The organism is Martelella radicis (assembly GCF_014196625.1).
In the GTDB taxonomy this organism is placed as follows: domain Bacteria; phylum Pseudomonadota; class Alphaproteobacteria; order Rhizobiales; family Rhizobiaceae; genus Martelella; species Martelella radicis.
Map to the genome: position 1 here is coordinate 75,951 of NZ_JACIDZ010000005.1, position 20,327 is coordinate 96,277.

17 protein-coding genes are annotated in these 20,327 nt (G+C 62.6%); 6 read left to right on the forward strand and 11 right to left on the reverse strand.

The window, feature by feature from the left end; translation table 11 throughout:
- Positions 1-2: 2 nt before the first annotated feature.
- The 4 genes from GGR30_RS09140 to GGR30_RS09155 form a co-directional block, all read right to left on the reverse strand.
- Positions 3-1,079 carry an ABC transporter ATP-binding protein gene (locus tag GGR30_RS09140; RefSeq protein WP_183485237.1) on the reverse strand — a complete coding sequence of 359 codons (1,077 nt, stop codon included), beginning with the start codon at positions 1,077-1,079 and terminating at the stop codon, positions 3-5.
- Positions 1,080-1,101: 22 nt separating this feature from the next.
- Positions 1,102-1,986 (reverse strand): carbohydrate ABC transporter permease, encoded by an 885-nt coding sequence (locus GGR30_RS09145; RefSeq protein WP_183485240.1) that lies wholly within the window; start codon positions 1,984-1,986, stop codon positions 1,102-1,104.
- A complete protein-coding gene (locus GGR30_RS09150; RefSeq protein WP_183485244.1) occupies positions 1,979-2,917 on the reverse strand; it encodes a carbohydrate ABC transporter permease in 939 nt (312 codons plus the stop codon). Before GGR30_RS09150 ends, GGR30_RS09145 begins: the two co-directional genes overlap by 8 nt.
- 150 nt (positions 2,918-3,067) lie before the next feature.
- Positions 3,068-4,360 (reverse strand): extracellular solute-binding protein, encoded by a 1,293-nt coding sequence (locus tag GGR30_RS09155; protein WP_183485247.1) that lies wholly within the window; start codon positions 4,358-4,360, stop codon positions 3,068-3,070.
- 227 nt (positions 4,361-4,587) lie between these two features.
- Here GGR30_RS09155 and GGR30_RS09160 point away from each other — a divergent pair, with 227 nt between their 5' ends.
- The 4 genes from GGR30_RS09160 to GGR30_RS09175 all read left to right on the forward strand — a co-directional run bounded on the left by GGR30_RS09160 (position 4,588) and on the right by GGR30_RS09175 (position 8,727).
- A complete protein-coding gene (locus GGR30_RS09160) occupies positions 4,588-5,787 on the forward strand; it encodes an ROK family transcriptional regulator (RefSeq protein ID WP_183485250.1) in 1,200 nt (399 codons plus the stop codon).
- Positions 5,788-5,828: 41 nt separating this feature from the next.
- Positions 5,829-6,929 carry a Gfo/Idh/MocA family protein gene (locus GGR30_RS09165; protein WP_183485252.1) on the forward strand — a complete coding sequence of 367 codons (1,101 nt, stop codon included), beginning with the start codon at positions 5,829-5,831 and terminating at the stop codon, positions 6,927-6,929.
- A 67-nt stretch (positions 6,930-6,996) separates the two neighbouring features.
- Complete coding sequence (locus GGR30_RS09170; RefSeq protein WP_183485254.1) at positions 6,997-7,638, forward strand: ThuA domain-containing protein; 642 nt, start codon at positions 6,997-6,999, stop codon at positions 7,636-7,638.
- Positions 7,639-7,695: 57 nt separating this feature from the next.
- On the forward strand, positions 7,696-8,727 hold the full coding sequence (locus GGR30_RS09175) for an aldo/keto reductase (RefSeq protein ID WP_183485257.1): 1,032 nt from the start codon (positions 7,696-7,698) through the stop codon (positions 8,725-8,727).
- A 3-nt stretch (positions 8,728-8,730) separates the two neighbouring features.
- Here the strand turns inward: GGR30_RS09175 and GGR30_RS09180 are convergent, their stop codons facing one another.
- The 7 genes from GGR30_RS09180 to GGR30_RS09210 all read right to left on the reverse strand — a co-directional run bounded on the left by GGR30_RS09180 (position 8,731) and on the right by GGR30_RS09210 (position 17,302).
- Complete coding sequence (locus GGR30_RS09180; RefSeq protein WP_183485259.1) at positions 8,731-9,789, reverse strand: aldo/keto reductase; 1,059 nt, start codon at positions 9,787-9,789, stop codon at positions 8,731-8,733.
- Between the two features lie 101 nt (positions 9,790-9,890).
- Entirely contained in the window at positions 9,891-11,186 is a 1,296-nt protein-coding gene (locus GGR30_RS09185; protein ID WP_183485262.1) for an amidohydrolase family protein, read from the reverse strand.
- A 228-nt stretch (positions 11,187-11,414) separates the two neighbouring features.
- Positions 11,415-12,359 (reverse strand): ABC transporter permease, encoded by a 945-nt coding sequence (locus GGR30_RS09190; protein ID WP_183485264.1) that lies wholly within the window; start codon positions 12,357-12,359, stop codon positions 11,415-11,417.
- Positions 12,356-13,405: an ABC transporter permease gene (locus GGR30_RS09195; protein WP_183485266.1), complete on the reverse strand. Its 1,050-nt coding sequence runs from the start codon at positions 13,403-13,405 to the stop codon at positions 12,356-12,358. The genes GGR30_RS09190 and GGR30_RS09195 overlap by 4 nt, the downstream gene beginning before the upstream one ends.
- Positions 13,395-14,912, reverse strand: coding sequence for an ABC transporter ATP-binding protein (locus tag GGR30_RS09200; RefSeq protein WP_183485268.1), 1,518 nt, complete (start codon positions 14,910-14,912; stop codon positions 13,395-13,397). Before GGR30_RS09200 ends, GGR30_RS09195 begins: the two co-directional genes overlap by 11 nt.
- The gene (locus tag GGR30_RS09205) at positions 14,909-16,306 is read right to left on the reverse strand and encodes an amidase (protein WP_183485270.1); all 1,398 of its coding nucleotides are present in this window, start codon (positions 16,304-16,306) and stop codon (positions 14,909-14,911) included. Before GGR30_RS09205 ends, GGR30_RS09200 begins: the two co-directional genes overlap by 4 nt.
- Positions 16,307-16,315: 9 nt before the next feature.
- Positions 16,316-17,302, reverse strand: coding sequence for a BMP family protein (locus GGR30_RS09210; RefSeq protein WP_183485272.1), 987 nt, complete (start codon positions 17,300-17,302; stop codon positions 16,316-16,318).
- A gap of 333 nt (positions 17,303-17,635) precedes the next feature.
- Here GGR30_RS09210 and GGR30_RS09215 point away from each other — a divergent pair, with 333 nt between their 5' ends.
- On the forward strand, positions 17,636-18,562 hold the full coding sequence (locus GGR30_RS09215) for an ArsR/SmtB family transcription factor (RefSeq protein ID WP_183485274.1): 927 nt from the start codon (positions 17,636-17,638) through the stop codon (positions 18,560-18,562).
- 125 nt (positions 18,563-18,687) lie between these two features.
- Positions 18,688-20,202, forward strand: coding sequence for an arabinosylfuranosidase ArfA (gene arfA, locus GGR30_RS09220; RefSeq protein WP_183485277.1), 1,515 nt, complete (start codon positions 18,688-18,690; stop codon positions 20,200-20,202).
- Positions 20,203-20,327 lie beyond the last annotated feature (125 nt).

A 20,327-nucleotide genomic window follows, 5' to 3' on the forward strand; every position in this document is an offset into this window, starting at 1 on the left:
CCTCAAAGCGCAGCGCCGGTTTCCGCATCGAAAATATGAACCCGTTCGGGATCGATCTTCGCCTCGAACGGGTCGTCGTGATGGATCTCACGCTCGCCATCGACGATCGCGGTGACCTGCTGGCCGCCAAGCTCGAAGACGACATGGCTTTGCGCGCCCGTCGGCTCCACCAGAAGCGCGGTCCCTTTGATCACCGCGCCATTGCCGATATCCGGGTTCAGGTGCTCGGGCCTGAGCCCGACCGTCACCTTCTGGCCGCGGGCGATGCCGTGATGGTTCTTCGAGATCGGCAGCAGCGTGCCATCGGAAAAGCGGACGGAGGGTACGCCGTCCGCCGCCTCGATTACCGCCGGCAGAAGGTTCATCGCCGGAGACCCGATGAAGGCGGCGACGAAGAGATTGGCCGGGGTCTTGTAGAGTTCCAGCGGCGTACCCTGCTGCTCGATATGCCCCTTGTTCAGCACCACCACGCGGTCGGCCAGCGTCATCGCCTCGATCTGGTCGTGAGTGACATAGATGGATGTGGTCTCGACGCGCTGATGCAGCGTCTTGATTTCGGTGCGCATCTGCACCCTGAGCTTGGCATCGAGGTTCGACAGCGGCTCGTCGAACAGAAAGACGGCCGGATTGCGCACCACGGCGCGGCCCATGGCGACGCGCTGGCGCTGGCCGCCGGAAAGCTGGGAAGGCTTGCGGTCGAGAAGCGCCGTCAGGTCGAGCATGCGCGCCGCCTCCCCCACCCGCTCCTCGATCTCCGCCTTGGGACGTTTGGCAAGACGCAGGTTGAAGCCCATGTTCTCGGCCACCGTCATGTGCGGATAGAGCGCATAGGACTGGAACACCATGGCGATGTTGCGCTCGCGCGGGGTCAGTTCGTTGACGATCTCCCCGCCGATCGAAATATCCCCGCCGGTGATTTCCTCAAGTCCTGCGATCATCCGCAACAGCGTGGACTTGCCGCACCCGGAAGGCCCCACAAGGGCGACGAATTCGCCATCCTTGATGTCGAGCGAGACGCCGTGGATCACCTCGAGCGCGCCGTAGGATTTCCTGATATTGCTGAGGGTGACGGATGCCATTTTAATCAAGCTCCCCGATGGTTCACGACTTGACGGCGCCGGCGGTGAGCCCGGCAATGATATGTTTCTGGGCGACGAAGAAGGCAATCACCGTCGGCAGGATGGTGAGCGTGATGAAGGCAAGCACAAGCTGCCAGTCGGTTGCGAACTCGCCCTTGTAGACCATGATGCCGAGCGGCCAGGGATAGCGGTTTTCCGTGTTCAGCATGATCAGCGGAATGATGTAGCTGTTCCAGCTCTGGACGAAGGCGATGATGCCGACAGTTGCAATGATCGGCCGCGACAGCGGCATGGTGACGTGCCAGAAGAAGCCGATATAGCCGCAGCCATCGACGAAGGCGGCGTCGAACAATTCCTCCGGCAGGTTGCGGAAATAATTGCGGAACAGAAGGATGCTCATGCCAAGCCCGAAAGCCACCTGCGGCAGGATCACGCCCCAATAGGTATCGAGCAGGCCGAGATCGCGGATGCGGATGTAGAGCGGCAGGATTGCGGTCGCCGCCGGAAACATCAGGCCGATCAGGAAATAATTGAGCAGATAGTCCGCGCCGAAAAAGCGGATATGGGCGAAGCAGAAGGCGGCGCAGGCGGCAAAGACGATGGTGAGGAACACGGTCACCACGGCGATCAGCAGCGAATTGCCCATTTGCAGCCAGTAACGTTGCGACAGAAGAATATCAGTGTAGTTGCTCCACTGCCATTCGTCCGGCAGGCCGAAGGGGTTGCCGCGCAGATCCGGCAGGGTCTTGAAGCCGCCGAGCGCCGTCGTCACCAGCGGCACGATGACGATGCCGGCGACGATCAGCAGCGAGACGTAGACATAGGTCTGCGTGCTGACGGAGAGCCTGCGGCCCTCGCCGCCCGATGTGGCGGCATCGATCGGTGCGCTTTCGGAGATCTCAGTCATTTTTCATGAATATCCGTTTGTAGCTGAAGGCCAGCGTGACGCAGATGACGAAGAGGATGACGCCGACGGCGCTGCCGAAACCGACCTGCATGCGGGTGACGCCGAAATTGTAGAGGAAGGTCACCATGGTCTGGGTCGAGTTCGCCGGCCCGCCGCCGGTGAGCGGCATGATCAGGTCGAAAAGCTGCAGCGAGCCGATGACGGCGAAGAACACGGAAAGCCTGACGGTGGAGCCGAGCATGGGCAGCGTCACCAGCCGGAACTTCTGCCAGCCGGTCGCGCCGTCGATATCGGCGGCCTCCAGGATGCTGCGGTCGATCGCCTGCAGTCCGGCGATGAACAGCATCATGTGGAAGCCGAAATATTTCCACACGACAACGGCGAGGATTGCCGGCATGGCCGTGTTGGGATCGGCCAGCAGGAAGGGCGGCTCGGCGCCGAAGAAATGCCAGATGCCGGCGACCAGGCCGAAATCGCCGTCATAGACGAAGCGCCAGATCATGCCGGCGGCGACATCGGCCAGCACATAGGGCAGAAAGAAGATCAGCCGGAAGAACAGCGCGCCCTTGATGCGCTTGGTCACCATGGTCGCAAGCCACAGCGCCAGCGGCAGTTGGACCGCGATCGACACGGCGATGATGAGGAAATTGTTGATCAGCGCCGTCTTGAAGGCGGCATTGCGGAAAATCAGCTGATAATTGCGGAAATCTACCCAGCGCGACGGCGTGCCGTAGCCGTTCCAGTGGAAGAAGGAATACCAGGCAGCCTCGCCCATCGGCAGGATGACCAGCAGCGTGAAAAGTGCCAGCGCTGGCGGCAGAAACAGGATCAGCACCGGCAGCTTGGTATGGGCCAGCGAACGTCGCCTTCGGGGTCGGCCCGGAGGCGCGGCGCCGGCGGGCGGCGGCAGGATGGAATCGGTCGTCGTCATATGGGTGTTCCCGCAAGCATTTCGGCGGCGCGGATGCGCCCTGTCCCGGCGGCGTGACCGTTGAAGGTCGAAGCGGAAAGGCGCTGCAATCCAGGTCACCGCAAGGCAGAAAGTGCCGGGCCCCGCAAAAGCGGAGCCCGGGATCGGGACTTACATGCTGTCCAGTTCGTAGGTGTCCTGGATCTGTTGCGCCGCATCTTCCGGCGAGGTCGCGCCGGAAACGATGGCGACGCTCATGTCGTTGACCACGGCGCCGACATTGGGACCGAGATCCTGATCGAGGAAGTTCTGGTGCCAGGTTTCCTTGGCAAGCGCGTCTGCGGAAACCTTCAGCAGCGGATCGGTAACGGCGTCCTGCGTGCCCTTGGTCACCGGCAGGATGTTCGAGACCTCGACCAGACGACGCACCACGTCGGGGCTGGTGAAGTATTCGAGGAAGCCCTCGGTTGCATCCGGTGCATTGGCGGTGACCGCCCAGCCGTTGATGCCGCCCATATTGTCGGTCACGAGGCCGGCGCCGCCCGCAACCGTCGGGAACGGGAAAATGCCGATATTGTCTTCCGACAATCCCTTGCCGTCGGTCGCGTCGACTGCCTGGCGCTGCGCTGTGTTCTCGAACGACAGGATGATCGCCGCGCGGCCGTCGCCGAAGGCAGCCAGCGCGTCGTTCCAGGTCGCGCCGAGATAGCCGTTCTGGAAAGGCTCGAGTTCGCCGAGTTCGGCGAGCTTCTTGCCGGCATTGATGAAAGGCTCCCCGGTAAAGCCGCCATTCTCTCCAGCCTTCGCGGCCATGAAACCATCGTGACCGGCCTCGCGCATGGCCAGATAGCCCCAGTAGAAATGCAGCGGCCACTTGTCGCCGCCGCCGCCGGCAATCGGCGTGATCCCGGCATCCTTCAGCGCCTTCACGGCACCCATGAAGTCGCTCCAGGTCGCGATCGACGAAGCGTCGACGCCAGCCTTTTCGAACAGTTCCTTGTTGTAGAAGAAGGAAACCACGCCGGTCTTGAAGGGGGCGGCCCAGACCTTGTCGTCAAAGGTCATGCCATCGACGGAAGACGAGAGCAGCGAATTGCCCCAGGCGCCGCCGTTGGCATCAAGCGCCGGATCGATATTGCGCAGCATGCCGGTTTCCGACTGCGCCTTCAGCACGCCGCCGCCCCAGGTGTAGAAGAAGCTTGGCGCCTCCGACGACTGAAGCAGCGTCGGCAGCTTGGCCTTGAAGGCCTGGTTTTCAAGGAACTGCATCTCGATGGTCACATCGGGATGGGCCTTTTCATACTCGTCGGCAATCTGGCGCCAGAGGTCGACGACCGCCGGCTGCTGTTCGAGATGCAGCCATTTCACCGTCTCGGCCTCGGCCGGAACGGAAAGGGCGGCAAGACCGGCGAAACCGGCGACGGCCAGCAGGCTGCCGCGCAGAAAATTGACATTCACTGACATATGCACTCCTCCCAAAGCACTTTTTGCAGTCTCCGGATTAAATAATCGGCGAGACCTGAATTTTGTCAACCGGTATTTGATGAATATTGGGCAAAATGCCCGCGAATTGGGCAGGTAATGCAAAAATCGCTTGCATGAAACGGGACTTCGGGACTAAAAAACGCCTGTTAATTATTTCGCGATGCGGAAAAAATAAAGCCTGTCCTGAACCTGCCCGGCGAGCCCTCATGAAGACTGCTGATCCTGAATTGATGCGAGCAATCAACCGGTTGAGCGTGCTGGACGCGATCCGGCGCCACGGACCGATCTCGCGCATTGAAATCAGCAAGCGCACGGAGCTTTCGACCAGCACGGTTTCCGCCATCACCGCCTCGCTGATTGATGACGGGCTCATCCTCTCGCGCCACGAAGGCGATCTGCGCAACGCGACCGCGCGCGGCCGCCCCCGGGTGATGCTGGAGCTCAACCCGGAAGCCTCGCGCATCGTCGGCGCAAAGATCGCCGCCACCCGCATGACCTTCGTCGTCGCCAATTTCTCCGGCGAGGTGTTGTCGGAATTCTCGCTGCCGGTGCGCATCGACCGCATGCCGATCGACGTGATCGCCGATCTGGTCGAGGACGGCGTGCGCGCCTGCGTGATGGATACCGGGCTGACGCTCGCCGAGATCGACATGATCTGCCTCGGCATTCCGGGCGTGGTCGAGCATCGCACCGGCATTGTGCGCTCGAGCCCGATCTTCAGCGACGAGAATGTGGATTTCGCTGCCGTCATGTCGCCGCGTTTTGCCATCCGCACGATCGTGGAAAGCGATGTCCATGCCGTGACGCTTGCCCATCACTGGTTCGGCAAGGCCCGCCATCTGGACGACATGGTGCTGATCTCGCTGGAGCGCACGCTCGGGCTTGGCGTTCTGCACAATCGTGAGCTCTTCCGCGGCGCGGGCGGGCTCAGCCACAATCTCGGCGATCTCGTGCTCGGCAGCAGCGCCGACGGCATTTCGCGGCTGGCAAGCCTTGCCGGCGAAAACGCCATCCTCGGCGACGGCCCGCGCGAGGGGCTTTACGCCGACGCAATCCGGCTCGGCCGCGGCATTTCCCACGCGCAGACGCTGATTGCGGCGAAGGATGCGCAGATTACCTCTGCCGCAGAACGCGCCGGCGAGGCCGTCGGCGTCACGGTCGCCAATATCGTTACCCTGTTTGCGCCGCCGCGCGTCATTCTGGTGGGCTCCAGCCTCGCTCTCGGCAAGCCTTTCATCGACCGGCTGACGGGCGGCTTCAACAGCGCGATACCCCCGTCGCTTGCCGATGTCAGCGAACTCGTTTTCGACGACGCGGACGATTTTTTCTGGGCGCGCGGGGCGGCGGCCGTCGCGCTCTACGAACTTTATGAATCGCCATGGAGCACGACCGGCCCCGCGCTTTGAGGAGAGCACGGCGGGCTTTCAACTTTCGGGAGGAGTGGAAGATGGAAAGAGTAGGGATCGGCATCATCGGATGCGGCAATATTTCGGGCGCCTACCTGAAGGCGATGGCCGGGTTCGACATTCTCGATATTCGCGGCATTGCCGACCTCAACCAGGCGGCGGCGGAAGCGAAGGCGGCCGAATTCAACGTGCCCGTCAGCACGATCGACGCGCTGATGGCGGATCCGAAGGTCGAGATCATCCTCAACCTCACCATTCCGCGCGCCCATGTGGAGGTCGGCCTGAAGGCGCTTGGTGCCGGCAAGCACACCTATTCGGAAAAGCCGCTCGGCATTAATTTCGCGGAAGGGAAAAAACTTGCCGAGGCGGCGGAAAAGGCAGGGCTCCGGATCGGCGCGGCGCCCGACACCTTTCTCGGCGGCGGACACCAGACATCGCGCGCGATCGTCGATAGCGGCGCGCTCGGCATCGCGGTCGGCGGAACGGCGAGCTTCATGCGGCCGGGACACGAATCCTGGCACCCCAATCCGGACTTCTACTATGACATCGGCGGCGGCCCGATGCTCGACATGGGCCCCTATTACATCACTGACCTCGTCAATCTCTTCGGCCCGGTCAAAAGCGTCGCGGGCTTTGCCACCATGCTGCGCAGGGAGCGCACGATCACCAGCGAGCCGCGCCGGGGCGAGACGATCGCGGTGGAGGTGCCGACCCATATCGCCGGCGTGCTTTCGTTTGAAAACGGCGCGGTGGTGCAGGTGACGATGAGTTTCGATGTCGCCGGCCACAGGCATCTGCCGATCGAGATCTACGGCACGGAAGGCACGCTGCTTGTGCCGGACCCCAATTTCTTCAAGGGGCCGATCTCGCTGCTGAAGAAGGGCGGCGAATTCGAGGACTATCCCGTCGACCAGCCTTATGCCGACGACAATTACCGGTCGATCGGCCTTGCCGACATGGCCTATGCGATCCGCAACGACCGGCCGCACCGGGCCAATGGCGACCTCGCGCTGCACGTTCTGGAGGTGATGGAGGCCTTCGGCGTTGCGGCCGAGACCGGGAAGACCGTCGCGATTTCAACGACCGTCGAGCGACCGGCGCCGCTTTCGGATTCACTCGTCAATGGCGTGCTCGGCAAATAGGCCGAGCGCCGGGAAGATTTCAAACCGGCCGGGCTTTTGCAACGGCTGAAGATGAAGGAGAACAATCATGCGCGAAGCACTTATCGTCTGGGGCGGCTGGAGCGGCCACGAGCCGGAGGAATGCGCCCATATCATCCGCGACATGCTGCAGGACGACGGTTTCAAGGTCTATGTGGAGCATTCCACCGAGGCCTTCGCCGACCCGCAGATCAAGGATTTGAGCCTGATCGTGCCGATCATGACCATGTCGAAGATCGAGAAGGAGGAGGTGAAGAACCTCTCGGCCGCCGTCGAGAGCGGCGTCGGCATTGCCGGCTATCACGGCGGCGCGGGTGACGCCTTCCGCGATTCGGTCGACTACCAGTTCATCATCGGCGGCCAGTGGGTCGCCCATCCCGGCAACATCATCGACTACCGGGTGAACGTCACCAAGCCGGATGATCCGATCATGGAAGGCATTTCGGATTTCCCCTACCACTCGGAGCAGTATTACATGCATGTGGACCCCTCGAACGAGGTCCTGGCCACGACCACCTTTGCCGGCGACCATGCCGAATGGATCGACGGCGTGGTCATGCCCGTGGTCTGGAAACGCCGTCACGGCAAGGGCCGGGTGTTCTATTCCTCGCTCGGCCATGTGGCGAGCGAGTTCCAGGTTCCGGAGATGGCGACCATCTTCCGTCGCGGCGCCAACTGGGCGGCGCGCTGACATTGCAACAGGCGAAGATCGCACCCGGTCTTCGCCCGAGACATCAAGGAGAATATCATGGAATATCGCAGGCTTGGAAACAGCGGCACGGTCGTCACCAATCTCTGCCTTGGCACCATGACCTTTGGCGACGAGGCCGACGAGGCGACATCCTTTCACCTGATGGATGCCTATGTGGCAGCCGGCGGCAATTTCATCGACACCGCCAATGTCTACTCGACCGGCCTCTCGGAGGAGATCGTCGGACGTTGGCTGAAGCAGAAGCCGGGGATCACCAGGGAACTGGTGATCGCCACCAAGGCCCGCTTTCCGATGGGCGACGGTCCGAACCGCATTGGCCTCTCGCGCAAGAACCTCGCGGAAGCGCTCGATGCCTCGCTTACCCGCCTCGGCGTCGAGCAGATCGACCTCTACCAACTTCACGCCTTCGATGCGCTGACGCCGCTGGAGGAATCGCTGCGGTTTCTCGATGACGCCATTTCGAGCGGCAAGATCGCTTACTACGGCTTTTCCAACTTCATCGGCTGGCAGTTGACCAAGGCGGTCTGGATCGCGAAATCGAGCGGCTTCGCCGCCCCGGTGACGCTGCAGCCGCAATATAATCTTCTGGCGCGCGGCATCGAGCACGAGATCGTGCCGGCCTGCGAAGATGCGGGCATGGGGCTCCTGCCCTGGTCGCCGCTCGCCGGCGGCTGGCTTTCCGGCAAGTACAAGCGCGACCAGATGCCGACCGGCGCAACAAGGCTTGGCGAGAACCCCGAGCGCGGCATGGAGGCCTATGACAAGCACAATGCCAAATCCGTGACCTGGGAGGTGGTCGGCGCGCTGGAAGAGATCGCAGGCGCCCACAACGCCAGCATGGCGCAGGTGGCGCTCGCCTGGCTTGCCGCCCAGCCGGCGGTCACCTCCGTTATCCTGGGCGCGCGCACGGAAGCCCAGCTTGCCGACAATCTCGGCGCGGCAAAGCTGAGGCTTTCGGAAGCGGAGATCGGCCGACTCACCGAGGTCAGCACCCAGACCATGCCGGATTACCCTTACGGTCCGGCCGGCGTCGCCCAGCGCTTCCGCAAGATCGAGGGCGGGCGCTGAGCCTCAGCCCTCCAGAAACGGCGCGATCAACGCCAGATCGGCCTTCGACAATCGGTCGGAGGCGGTCCAGGTCTGGTGCCAGTAGGGATAGATGAGCGGCGGCCGGCTGACGGCCTCGAGCCTCGCCATCTCCTCATCGCTCAGCGTCAGTTCGGCAGCGCCGAGATTGTCTGCAAGCTGAGCATTGGTGCGCGCGCCGACGATGAGGGAAGCAATGCCCGGACGGCCCAAGAGCCAGGACAGCGCCACCTGCGCCGGCGTTGCGCCCCTGGCGGAAGCGATATCGATCAGCACCTCGACAATGTCATAAAGCGCCTCGATATCGCGCACCGGCGGCTCGTTCCACTCGGCTGCACGGCGCGTGCCCTCGGGCTCCGGCTGGTTGCGTCGATATTTGCCGGAGAGAAGCCCGCCGGCCAGCGGCGACCAGACGACGATGCCGACCTCCTGATCGAGCGCGATCGGCATCAGCTCATATTCGGCCTCACGCGCCTGCAGCGTATAATGGATCTGCTGCGCCACGGGCCGCACCAGCCCTTCCCGCTCGGCAGTACCAAGCGTCTTCATCAGGTGCCAGCCGGAGAAATTGGAAACGCCGACATAGCGGATCTTGCCCGCCCGCACGAGGTCATCCAGCGCGGCAAGCGTTTCGTCGATCGGCGTCTGACCGTCCCACTGGTGCAGCCAGTACATGTCGATGTAATCGGTCTTCAGCCGCTTCAGGCTCGCCTCGCAGGCGCGCACGAGATGGTGGCGCGAGAGGCCGCGATCGTTCGGCCCCTGCTCGAAGGCGGGGAAGCGGGCCTTGGTGGCAAGCAGCAGGCGGTCGCGCTTGTCGGCGATCGCCTCGCCGACGATTTCCTCCGAAACGCCGGCGGAGTAGACGTCCGCCGTATCGATCATGTTGACGCCGGCATCGACGCACATGTCGATCTGGCGTTTCGCGCCTTCAAGATCGGTATTGCCGGTCTTGGAGAAGGCTGCCTTGCCGCCGAAGGTCATGGTGCCGAGCGTGAGCGCGGAGACTTTCAGACCCGAACGGCCGAGTGTGCGATACTGCATGAGCTTTTCCTTTCCGGATTTTTCGAGCGGCGTGCCCTTTGCGAGCATAGGCGCGGAACCTGAAGGACGGAACGCATTTCGCGAGAAATTTGTTCAGGCCATCAAAAGGCCGGCCGCCCCGTCGGGTTGATGCCGCTGTCGATCTCGGCGGGTCGCCCCGGCAGCGAGAGGGTCGTAAGCTTTGGCGCTGTCTTCGCGATCACGCGGCCCTCGCGCAGCACGGCAAGCCGGGTCGGCTTCAGCCGCAGCGCCTCCACCACATCCTCGGCCTGCAAAATGACGAGATTGGCCGGATTGCCCACCGCAAGGCCATAGCCCTCGAGCCCCAGCGCCTTGGCCGAGTTGGCGGTAATGCAGTCAAAGATCGCCCGCTTGTCGTCGACGCCCGACATCTGCGCCACATGGACCGCCATATGCGCGACCTCCAGCATGTCGCCGGAGCCCATGGAATACCAGGGGTCCATCACGCAATCATGGCCGAAGGCGACATTGATGCCGGCTGCGAGAAGCTCGCGCACCCGTGTCATGCCGCGCCGCTTCGGGAAGGTATCATGGCGGCCCTGCAGCATGATGTTGATCAGCGGATTGGGGATGGCGTTGATTTCAGCCTCCGCCATCAGCGGGATCAGCTTGGAAACGTAGTAATTGTCCATCGAATGCATCGAGGTCAGGTGCGAGCCGGCCACGCGCCCTTGCAGGCCATGGCGCACGGTTTCGGCTGCCAGCGTCTCGATATGGCGCGACATCGGGTCGTCGGTCTCGTCGCAATGCATGTCGACCGGCAGGCCGCGCTCGGCGGCAATGCGGCACAGCGCCTCCACCGATTTTGCGCCATCGGCCATGGTGCGTTCGAAATGCGGAATACCGCCGACGACGTCGACGCCCATGTCCAGCGCCCGCTCCAGCGATTTCACCCCGTCTTCGGCGCGGTAATAGCCATCCTGCGGGAAGGCGACGAGCTGAAGGTCGATATAGGGCGCGATCTTCTCCTTCAGCTCCAGCATGGCCTCGACGGTGACAAGCTTCGGATCCGAGGTGTCGACATGGGTCCGGATGTGCAAAAGGCCTTGGGCGACGGCGAGATCGCAATAGGCAAGGGCGCGTTCGACCAGCGCCTCTGTCGTCAGCGTCGGCCGCAACTCGCCCCAGAGCGCGATGCCTTCCAGAAGCGTGCCGGAGACATTCATGCGCGGCAGGCCGAGCGACAGCGTCGCATCCATATGGAAATGCGGATCAACGAAGGGCGGCGAGACCAGCCGGTTGGTCGCATCGATGATCTCGCCCGCTTCCGCCGCAAGGTTTTTCTCGATGGCCGTGATCTTGCCACCGGCTATGCCGATATCGATGCCCCTGCGACCGTCAGGAAGGTTGGCGTTCTTGATGATGAGATCGAACATGGTCTTGGCCTTTGCATGTCACCGGTAATTCCGGCCGTTAGTCTGTGTCGGTGCTTGTCATCTTCCAATCTCCCCCCTTGAGGGGGAGATGTCGCGAAAGCGACAGAGAGGGGTAAAGGGCGCAAGCCCCAAAAGCCGCAATCTCTGTGCTCGCGGATAGGGTTCACCCCTCTCTGCCCCTGTCGGGGCATCTCTCCCTCAAGGGGAGAGATTGACTATCGCATCCCCTCACCGTTCCCCGCGCCGGTAGGGCTGCATCAGCGCCTGCGGCACCCGCGCCCGGCGCGCCATCACCGCGAGCGCTGCGATCGACAGAATATACGGGATCATCAGGAAAATCTGATAGGGGACAGCACCATCGAGCGCGGTCTGCAGGCGCAGCTGAAACCCGTCGAAAAAGGCGAACAGCAGCGCCCCGAACAGCGCCCGCTCAGGCCGCCAGGAGGCAAAGACGACAAGCGCGATGCAGATCCAGCCGCGCCCCTGCACCATCGTCGGGAAGAAGGAGTTGAAGGCCGAGAGCGTCAGGAATGCGCCGCCCACGCCCATCAGCGCGCTGCCGACGATCACCGCGCCATAGCGCATCACCATCGGGTTGACGCCCTGCGCTTCCGCCGCATGCGGATTTTCGCCGGCCATGCGGATGGCAAGGCCCAGCGGGGTTTTCGCCAGGATATAGGCCAGCAGGATCGCCAGCGCGATCGCCAGATAGGTCGGCGCGGTCTGGGTGAAGAAGGCGGGACCGATAAAGGGCAGATCGGAGAGGCCCTGAATATTGATCGGCTGGAACGGTTCCACCGTGGGCGGCGAACCGGACACCGGCACCATCAGCCGGAAGACGTAATAGGCAAAGCTCGAGGCAAACAGCGTGACGCCGAGGCCCGAGACATGCTCCGAAAGCCCGAGCGTAACGGTCAGCAGTGCATGCAGCGCGCCGAAGACCGCGCCGCCAAGCGCGGCCACGAAAAGCCCTGTCCAGAGGTCGGCGCCGTTGAAGACGGCGAGCCAGCCAACCATCGCGCCGAAGGTCATGATGCCCTCGATGCCGAGGTTCAGCACGCCGGAGCGTTCCGAGAGCAACGCGCCGAGCGTGCCGAGGATCAGCGGCGTGGCGATGCGCAGAACGGCAGCCCAGAGACCGGCAGAAGCCAGAATATCGACAATCGTGTTCATCGGCGGACCCTGTACTGCGTGAAGAAGACGGCGACCAGCATGGAGATCAGCGACAGCGCCACGGTGACATCGGCGATATAGGTCGGGATGCCGAGCGACCGGCTCATGCCATCCGCGCCGACAAACATGACGGCGGTGAACAGCGCGGCCAGCACCACGCCGATGGGATGAAGGTTGGCCAGCATGGCGACAACGATGCCGGAATAGCCATAGCCGGGCGAGAGGTCAGTGGTGACATAGCCCTTGACGCCCAGCACCTCGATACTGCCCGCAAGGCCTGCGAGCCCGCCCGACAACATGGCGACAAGCACCAGCGTGCGCCCGAGCGGCACGCCGGCGAACACCGCGCCTTTCGGGTTGAGACCGGCCGCGCGCGATCGCATGCCGAACGTCGTCCGCGACTGGATGAAATGAACGATGAAGGCAAAGGCGACCGCAACGAGAAGGCCGATGTGAAGCCGCGAGCGATCGACCAGCTTGGGCAGGCGGGCGGCGCGTTCCACCGCCTCCGACTGCGGCCAACCAAAGGCCATCGGATCCTTCAGGACCGTATCGATCAGCATCGAGACGAACAGGATCGCGACGAAGTTCAACAGCAGCGTCGTCACCACTTCATCAACGGAGAAGCGCAGCCTCAGCCAGAGCGGCACCAGAAGCAGGATCATGCCCGCGACAGCGCCGGACGCCATCAGGATCGGCATCTGCACGAAGCCCGGAAGGCCCGCTGTCAGATGCGCGCCGACGGCGGCCGTTGCGATTGCGCCGAGATAGAACTGCCCCTCCCCGCCGATATTCCAGAGCCGCGCGCGAAAGGCGACCGCAGCGGCGAGGCCGGTCAGGATCAGCGGCGTTGCCCGCGTCAGGGTCTCGGTGATGGAGAGCTTCGAGCCGAAGGCGCCGACCAGGATCTTCCAATAGGCTTCCAGCACTGGCGCGCCAGCGAGCGCAATGAGAATGCCGGCAATTCCAAGCGCTGCCGCCACCGCAATCAGCGGCGTTGCGATGACGAGCGCCGTCGGGCGATGTTCGCGCCGTTCAAACCGCATCGGCGTTCTCCGTCCATTCACCGGCCATCATCAGGCCAAGCATCTGCGTATTGGCATTTTCAGCGGCAACGGGCGGAGACAGCCTGCCGCCGACAATCGCCTGAATGCGATCGGCAAGCGCCATCACCTCATCAAGATCCTCGGAAATCAGCAGAACCGCCGTTCCCGACCGCCGGGCTTCCAGAATGCGCTCGTGAACGGCCGCCACCGCGCCTTCATCCAGCCCGCGCGCGGGTTGCGCCGCCAGCAGGATCTTCGGGTGCTCGATCAGGTTTCGTCCCAGAATAAGCTTCTGCATGTTTCCGCCCGACAAGAGCCGCGTGCGGCTTGTCGGCGTGCCGCCGCGCACATCGAAAGTCTCGATGATCTGGCTGGCAAAATCGATGGCCGCACCGCGCTGCACCAGGCCGTTTTTCGAATAATCGGAAATGCGCTCCAGAACGGCGTTTTCCCAGATCGCCATTTCGCCGATCGCGCCCTCGCCATTGCGGTCCTCCGGCACGCGGCCGATCCCCTCGGAAATGGCCTCGGCAACCGTCAGGTCGCCGACTCCCTTGCCGAAGAGAACCAGATCGCCCGACGCCCGCTTCGCCGTGCCGCTCAGAAGTGCGGCCAGCGTCGCCTGGCCATTGCCGGAAACGCCGATAATGCCGAGAACCTCGCCCGCATGAAGGGTGAAGTCGACGGATTTCAGCCGGTCGACGCCTTCAACGCGCACCGTGATGCCGACCGCCTCCAGAACGACGGGACCTGGTGTCGCGGGTTCGCGCACGGGCCGTTCCACCTTGCGGCCGACCATCAGTTCGGCAAGCTCCGCCTTGCTGGTTTCAGATGCCTTGCGTTCTGCCACCTGCCGGCCGCCGCGCAGCACGACGACGCGATCGGCAGCCGCCATGACCTCATCCAGCTTGTGGGAGATGAAGATCAGCGACAGGCCCTGCGCCGCCATCTCCTTCAGCGTGGCAAAGAGCTTTTCGGCCTCCGGCCCGGTCAGCACCGCCGTCGGTTCGTCGAGCACCAGGATCTTCGCATCGTTGTAAAGCGCCTTCAGGATTTCGACGCGCTGCTGCTCTCCGACGGAAAGATCGCCGACGCGGGCATCCGGGTTGACGGCAAGGCCGAAGCGTTCGGCGATATCGGCGAGCTTGTGGCGGGCGGATTTCGTGTCGGAGGCCAAGGAAAACAGGCTCTCCGTTCCGGTCATCACATTTTCCAGAACCGTGAGATTGGGCGCCAGCGAAAAATGCTGGTGCACCATGCCGACGCCCGCGCGGATCGCCGCGCGCGGACTGCCGGGAGCAAGCATTTCGCCGTGAACGCTGACCGAGCCGGTATCCGGCACATAATGCCCAAAGAGAATGCTCATCAGCGTCGTCTTGCCGGCGCCGTTTTCGCCCAGCAGCGCCACCACCTCGCCCTTGCCAAGCGTCAGCGAGATATCGTCATTGGCGAGCGTGTCGCCGAAGCGCTTGGAAACGCCGGAAATTTCGAGCACGGTTTCTCTCATGCGCAAACTCCTGCAATGGCAAAGCGGTGTTGCCAGCGATTTTCGTTTTCCAGTTCACCGGCGAGCTTCAGCAAGACCGCCTCAGCGCCCATCGGCGCGATCATCTGAACCGGCAAAGGCAGGCCATTCTCGTCCGCCCCGTACGGCAATGTAATTGCCGGAAAACCGGAAAGGTTGGCAAGGGCGGCAAGCGGCGCAAAGGCGCGCATCCGCTCAAAATGCAGTTCCCAGTCATCGTGGTCGGTGGGAAAACTACCCACAGGCTTCGGCGCATCCGTCAGCATCGGGCAGATAAGGCAGTCGATATCATCGAAAAGGCGCCAGAGATCGCGGGCAATCAGCGCCATCTCGTTTGTCAGCGACCAGACTTCTTCCGGCCGCATCGCCCGGCCACGTTCAATGACGGCGCGCGTCATCGGTTCGACCATCTCAAGGTCGAGGCCGAAGCGACCGGATGTTTCGGCAAGATTGGCGGCCGCGATGTCGGCAAAGGCGGAAGCGCTGGCGCGTGCGGGCGTTTCGATATCTTCCCAGCCGACAGGGCAAAGGCGATTGCCCCTCGCCTCAAGCGCCTTCGCGGCATCTTCGAGCACGCCGAGGCGCGCTGGGTCAGCCCTGACATCCGTCTCGGGCAGAACGCCGATGCGCAGACTGCCCTCGGGCACGCCAGCAAAAGCCAGCGGCGGAAAGGGGCCGCGCGCGTTGCCGGAGATTGCGCGGAAGATCGCTTCCGCATCCCTCACGGAACGACAGACGGCGAGTTCGGTGGCGATGCCGCCGAGGTGATTGCCATAGCCCGGCCCGGCCGGCATTGCTCCGCGTGACGGCTTGAGGCCGACGAGACCGCAGCAGGCGGCGGGCACGCGGATGGAACCGCCCGCATCCGTGGCATGGGCAATTGAAACAATACCCGCGGCAACGGCAGCCGCAGCCCCGCCCAATGAACCGCCGGGAGAGCGGGCCTCATCCAGCGGATTGCGGCAGAGCGGCCCCTTGTCTGGTTCGGAGGCGAGCGACAGGCCGAATTCGGGGCTCGTCGTCAGCCCGAACAGAGAGAAACCGGCAGCGCGAAAGCGGGCGGCGATATCGCTGTCAGCGCTGGCATCACCGGCGCCCAGCACGCGCGAGCCGGCGGTGACGGCAAGGCCGGAAAAAGGTCCGCCGAGATCCTTTACAAGCATCGGCACGCCGCCAAACGGCATCGCCGCCTTGTCTTCAGCCGAAAGACCGTCAAAACGATCAGCGGCCGCAAGCCCTGCTTCGGGATTGCGGCCGGCAAGGGCGCCAAGATGCGCCCATGTGTCGGATGCGGCAAGGGATGCTTCCATCGCCTGCCGCGCCGAAATGTCACCCTTGCCGATCGCGGCGGCGAGCGCTGTCGCGTCGGCTTGCATGGGCTATCCTTACTTCGGCTCGTCCATGTTGCGCGGAACCTCGAACGTGCCGTCGATGATTTCCTGACGCTTGGCCAGCATGGCTTCGACCGCTTCCGGCGAGGCAACGCCCTCAACGAACGCGATGTCGCTGCCGCCATCCTTCAGCATGCCGAAGGCCGTGTAGTTCTGGCCGACCGGATTGCCGGCCTCGACATCGGCGATCGCCGCATCGACAATCGGGCGGAAGCCCCAGAGCGCGTTGGCGAAGACCGTATCCGGGTAGCGCGGCGTGTAATCGATCAGCGATCCGACGGCGAGAATACCGCGTTCCTTGGCGGCATCGGCCGTACCGATGCGCTCGCCAAAGAGAATGTCGGCGCCCTGGTCGATCTGGGCAAGACCGGCTTCGCGCGCCTTGGGCGGATCGAAGAAGGTGCCGATGAAGGTGACGTGATGTTCGGCTTCCGGATTGGTTTCCTTCACGCCCTCGGCAAAGGCGTTGATCAGCATGTTGACTTCCGGGATCGGCATGGCGCCGACGGAGCCGACGACATTGCTTTCCGTCAGCGTGCCGGCCAGCATGCCGGCGAGAAAGGCGCCGTCATGGTTCCATGTGCCGAAAACGCCGAAATTGTCGCCGGACGGGCCGCCGGAGGACCCCATGACGAAGGGCGTGTCGGGATAGTCCGCTGCCACTTCACGGGCTTCGGATTCAACGGCATAGGATTCGCCGATGATCAGGTCGACGCCCTGCTCGGCATATTCACGCATGGCGCGGGGGTAGTCCGTGCCCGAGACGCTTTCGGAGAACACATATTCGATCGCACCCTCTTCGGCGGCTTCCAGCAGCGCCTGATGGATGACCGAGTTCCAGGCATTCTCAACCGGCGAAGCGTGGATGGCAGCGACCTTCAGCGGTTCTGCGGCGCTGATGGCAGGCGCCATGGCAACGGCGCCGAAAACGAGCGTGGACGCCATGAGAGCGCGACGGCTCAGGACAAAATCATTCTTCATTGCAAAAAGACCCCTCTTTGACCATTTGGTCCAAAATTCTAGAAGCCGCTCAATCTTGTGTCAAGATCGACGAATGCACAGGAAATGTGCAATCTGGCCGTTTCCTTGTGTTTTTTCAAGTGGATGCAGCCGATGGCCGAATCGCTCTGCCGGCAACCAAATAAGGCAGACGAACCGAAGTGAGCGCAATCCCTCGACAAAGGTTGCACCAATTTGTGAATTGTTGGACTTGACTGCCAGTTGCCCACCATCGGAAGCCAAGGTGATTTGACCGCGCCAAAAATCCTGATATGAACGTTTTCTGACACAGACCGCCAGTAGCGAAGTTCACCCATGCCGCGCAATTTCCTCGTCGTTGACCCTGAAAGGGACATGAATGTCATCAAGGGCCTGGCCGCGCCGGCGCGCATTGCCGTGCTCAAGCTTCTGCGCAGCAAGGGGGCGCTGAACGTCAAGGAAATCGGCGAAATCCTCCAGCTTCCGCAATCCACCGTCTCGCTCAGCGTCCAGCTTCTGGAAGAGGCCGGACTGATCCGCACGGAGAGCCAGCGGGCGCGCAAGGGCAACCAGAAGGTTTGTTCCAGCATTTATGATGAGGTTGTCATCGTCTTCGGCGATGCCGCCGAGGAACGCCGCAATGACGGGATCGAGGTGTCGATGCCGGTCGGGCTTTACACCGCGTTCGATGTCAGCGCGCCCTGCGGACTGTGCACCGATGAGGGCATTATCGGACTTCTGGACGTGCCCGATTCCTTCCTCGATCCGGCGCGCATGAAGGCCGGGCTGATCTGGTTCACGCGGGGCAAGGTGGAGTACCAGTTTCCCAACAATGCCAGGCTCGACAACCGCGCCGTCAACGAACTCGAATTCTCCATGGAACTGTCCTCCGAAGTGCCCGGCACCAATCCCGACTGGCCCTCCGACATTACCATCGGCATCAACGGCATCGATATCGGCCAGTGGACATCGCCGGGCGATTTCGGCGACCGGCGGGGCGTCTTCACCCCGGCCTGGTGGAAGCTCAAGGGCTCGCAATACGGCATGCTGAAGCGTTTTCGCGTGACCGAAACCGGCGCCTATGTCGATGGCGTCAGGATCTCCGATATCTGTCTGGCCGATCTCGGGCTCGATCGGCATCACTCCATCCGCCTGTCGATCAGCGTGCGCGAGGACGCCCGTCATCCGGGTGGCGTCAATATTTTCGGCCGGGGTTTCGGCAATTACGACCAGGACATTGTCCTGAGGATCACCACCAAATAGCCCACCAAGAGCTCTGAAAAATTCGCGATTGCTTGAACATAGCCGCTTGACGTGGGGTGCAAACAGGTCTCTATTGATCACGAAAATTGGTTTAAACCAAAATTCTGGGATTTGGAGGAGACAAGATGCGCGCCGGGATCACCGTCCATAAAGACTACACGATTTCCGAAATCGATCCGAGGCTTTACGGCTCGTTCGTCGAGCATATGGGCCGCGCCGTCTACAGCGGCATCTACGAGCCGGACCACCCGAGCGCCGATGAAAACGGCATGCGCAAGGATGTGATCGAGCTTGTGCGCGAGCTTGACGTGCCGGTGGTGCGCTATCCCGGCGGCAATTTCGTCTCGGCCTATAACTGGGAAGACGGCATCGGCCCGAAGGAAGAACGCCCCGTCCGCCTCGATCTCGCCTGGCACACATCCGAAAGCAACCAGGTCGGCATCCACGAATTCTCGAAGTGGTGCGATGCCGTCGGCACGGAGATGATGCTGGCGATCAATCTCGGCACGCGCGGGCTGAACGAGGCCCGCAATTTCCTCGAATATGTCAACCATCCCGGCGGCAGCGAATGGTCGGACCTGCGCCGCAGGAACGGCCGCGAGGAGCCCTGGAACGTCAAGCTCTGGTGCCTCGGCAACGAGATGGACGGCCCCTGGCAGACCGGCCACAAGACGGCGGAGGAATATGGCCGCCTGGCCTACGAAACCGCCAAGGCCATGCGCCAGTTCGACAGGGATCTCGAACTGGTCGTCTGCGGCTCCTCCTCCGCCAACATGCCGACCTACCCGGAATGGGAGGCCACGGTTCTCGACCACACCTATGATGCCGTCGACTACATCTCGCTGCATATGTATTTCGAGAACTACGAAAAGGATACGGCCCGCTTCCTCGCCAAGTCCAAGGTGCTCGCTGACTATATCGACACGATCGCCGGTGTGATTGCCTATGTGAAATCGAAGAAGCGCTCGAAGAAGGACGTCTACATTTCCTTTGACGAGTGGAATGTCTGGTACCATTCCAAGAAACGCGACGAGGCCACGCTTGCCGGCGAGGAAGGTTGGCCGTTTGCGCCGCCGCTTCTGGAAGACGACTACAATTTCGAGGACGTGCTGCAGGTCGGCTGCATCCTGAACACCTTCATCAATCGCGCGGACGTGGTGAAGATCGGCTGCCTGGCGCAGCTCGTCAACGTCATCGCCCCGATCATGACGGAGCCCGGCGGCGCTGCCTGGCGGCAGACGATCTTCTACCCGTTCTATTTCGCTTCCCGCTTCGGACGCGGCACGGCGCTGAAACTGGCAGTCGATTGCCCGGCCTATAACACCGATGGCATTGGCGAAGTGCCCTATGTGGATGCCTCGGCAACCCATGACGGCGAGGCCGGAACCCTGTCCTTCTTCATCGTCAACCGCAGCGAAAGCGAGACGGCGGAGCTCGATCTGGCGCTTCAGGGCTTTGAGGCCGACGCGATCCTGGATGACAAGATCATTGTCCATGGCGACATCAACATCACCAACACGGCAGCCAGTCCGGATGTGGTGAAGCCCGAAGATGCCGGAGACGCGGCAATAGGCGGCAAAGGGCTGACGGCATCGGCGCCGCCGCTCAGCTACCGCTTCATCCGCCTACAGCTTAAGTGAACCATGATATTTGGTATGAACCTGAAATCATGTTGACAAATATACGATTTGTTCTAGGGTTCCAGCACAGGTCCGGCGCGCATCGGGAGGAAACGGTGGAAGTCGCGTCATAGATAGTCCCGCCG

Excerpts from the sequence above, each read along its gene's own strand:
- GGR30_RS09140 (WP_183485237.1), bottom strand. The coding sequence starts at position 1,079 with ATGGCATCCGTCACCCTCAGCAATATCAGGAAATCCTACGGCGCGCTC.
- GGR30_RS09145 (WP_183485240.1), bottom strand. The coding sequence starts at position 1,986 with ATGACTGAGATCTCCGAAAGCGCACCGATCGATGCCGCCACATCGGGC.
- GGR30_RS09150 (WP_183485244.1), bottom strand. The coding sequence starts at position 2,917 with ATGACGACGACCGATTCCATCCTGCCGCCGCCCGCCGGCGCCGCGCCT.
- GGR30_RS09155 (WP_183485247.1), bottom strand. The coding sequence starts at position 4,360 with ATGTCAGTGAATGTCAATTTTCTGCGCGGCAGCCTGCTGGCCGTCGCC.
- GGR30_RS09160 (WP_183485250.1), top strand. The coding sequence starts at position 4,588 with ATGAAGACTGCTGATCCTGAATTGATGCGAGCAATCAACCGGTTGAGC.
- GGR30_RS09165 (WP_183485252.1), top strand. The coding sequence starts at position 5,829 with ATGGAAAGAGTAGGGATCGGCATCATCGGATGCGGCAATATTTCGGGC.
- GGR30_RS09170 (WP_183485254.1), top strand. The coding sequence starts at position 6,997 with ATGCGCGAAGCACTTATCGTCTGGGGCGGCTGGAGCGGCCACGAGCCG.
- GGR30_RS09175 (WP_183485257.1), top strand. The coding sequence starts at position 7,696 with ATGGAATATCGCAGGCTTGGAAACAGCGGCACGGTCGTCACCAATCTC.
- GGR30_RS09180 (WP_183485259.1), bottom strand. The coding sequence starts at position 9,789 with ATGCAGTATCGCACACTCGGCCGTTCGGGTCTGAAAGTCTCCGCGCTC.
- GGR30_RS09185 (WP_183485262.1), bottom strand. The coding sequence starts at position 11,186 with ATGTTCGATCTCATCATCAAGAACGCCAACCTTCCTGACGGTCGCAGG.
- GGR30_RS09190 (WP_183485264.1), bottom strand. The coding sequence starts at position 12,359 with ATGAACACGATTGTCGATATTCTGGCTTCTGCCGGTCTCTGGGCTGCC.
- GGR30_RS09195 (WP_183485266.1), bottom strand. The coding sequence starts at position 13,405 with ATGCGGTTTGAACGGCGCGAACATCGCCCGACGGCGCTCGTCATCGCA.
- GGR30_RS09200 (WP_183485268.1), bottom strand. The coding sequence starts at position 14,912 with ATGAGAGAAACCGTGCTCGAAATTTCCGGCGTTTCCAAGCGCTTCGGC.
- GGR30_RS09205 (WP_183485270.1), bottom strand. The coding sequence starts at position 16,306 with ATGCAAGCCGACGCGACAGCGCTCGCCGCCGCGATCGGCAAGGGTGAC.
- GGR30_RS09210 (WP_183485272.1), bottom strand. The coding sequence starts at position 17,302 with ATGAAGAATGATTTTGTCCTGAGCCGTCGCGCTCTCATGGCGTCCACG.
- GGR30_RS09215 (WP_183485274.1), top strand. The coding sequence starts at position 17,636 with ATGCCGCGCAATTTCCTCGTCGTTGACCCTGAAAGGGACATGAATGTC.
- arfA (WP_183485277.1), top strand. The coding sequence starts at position 18,688 with ATGCGCGCCGGGATCACCGTCCATAAAGACTACACGATTTCCGAAATC.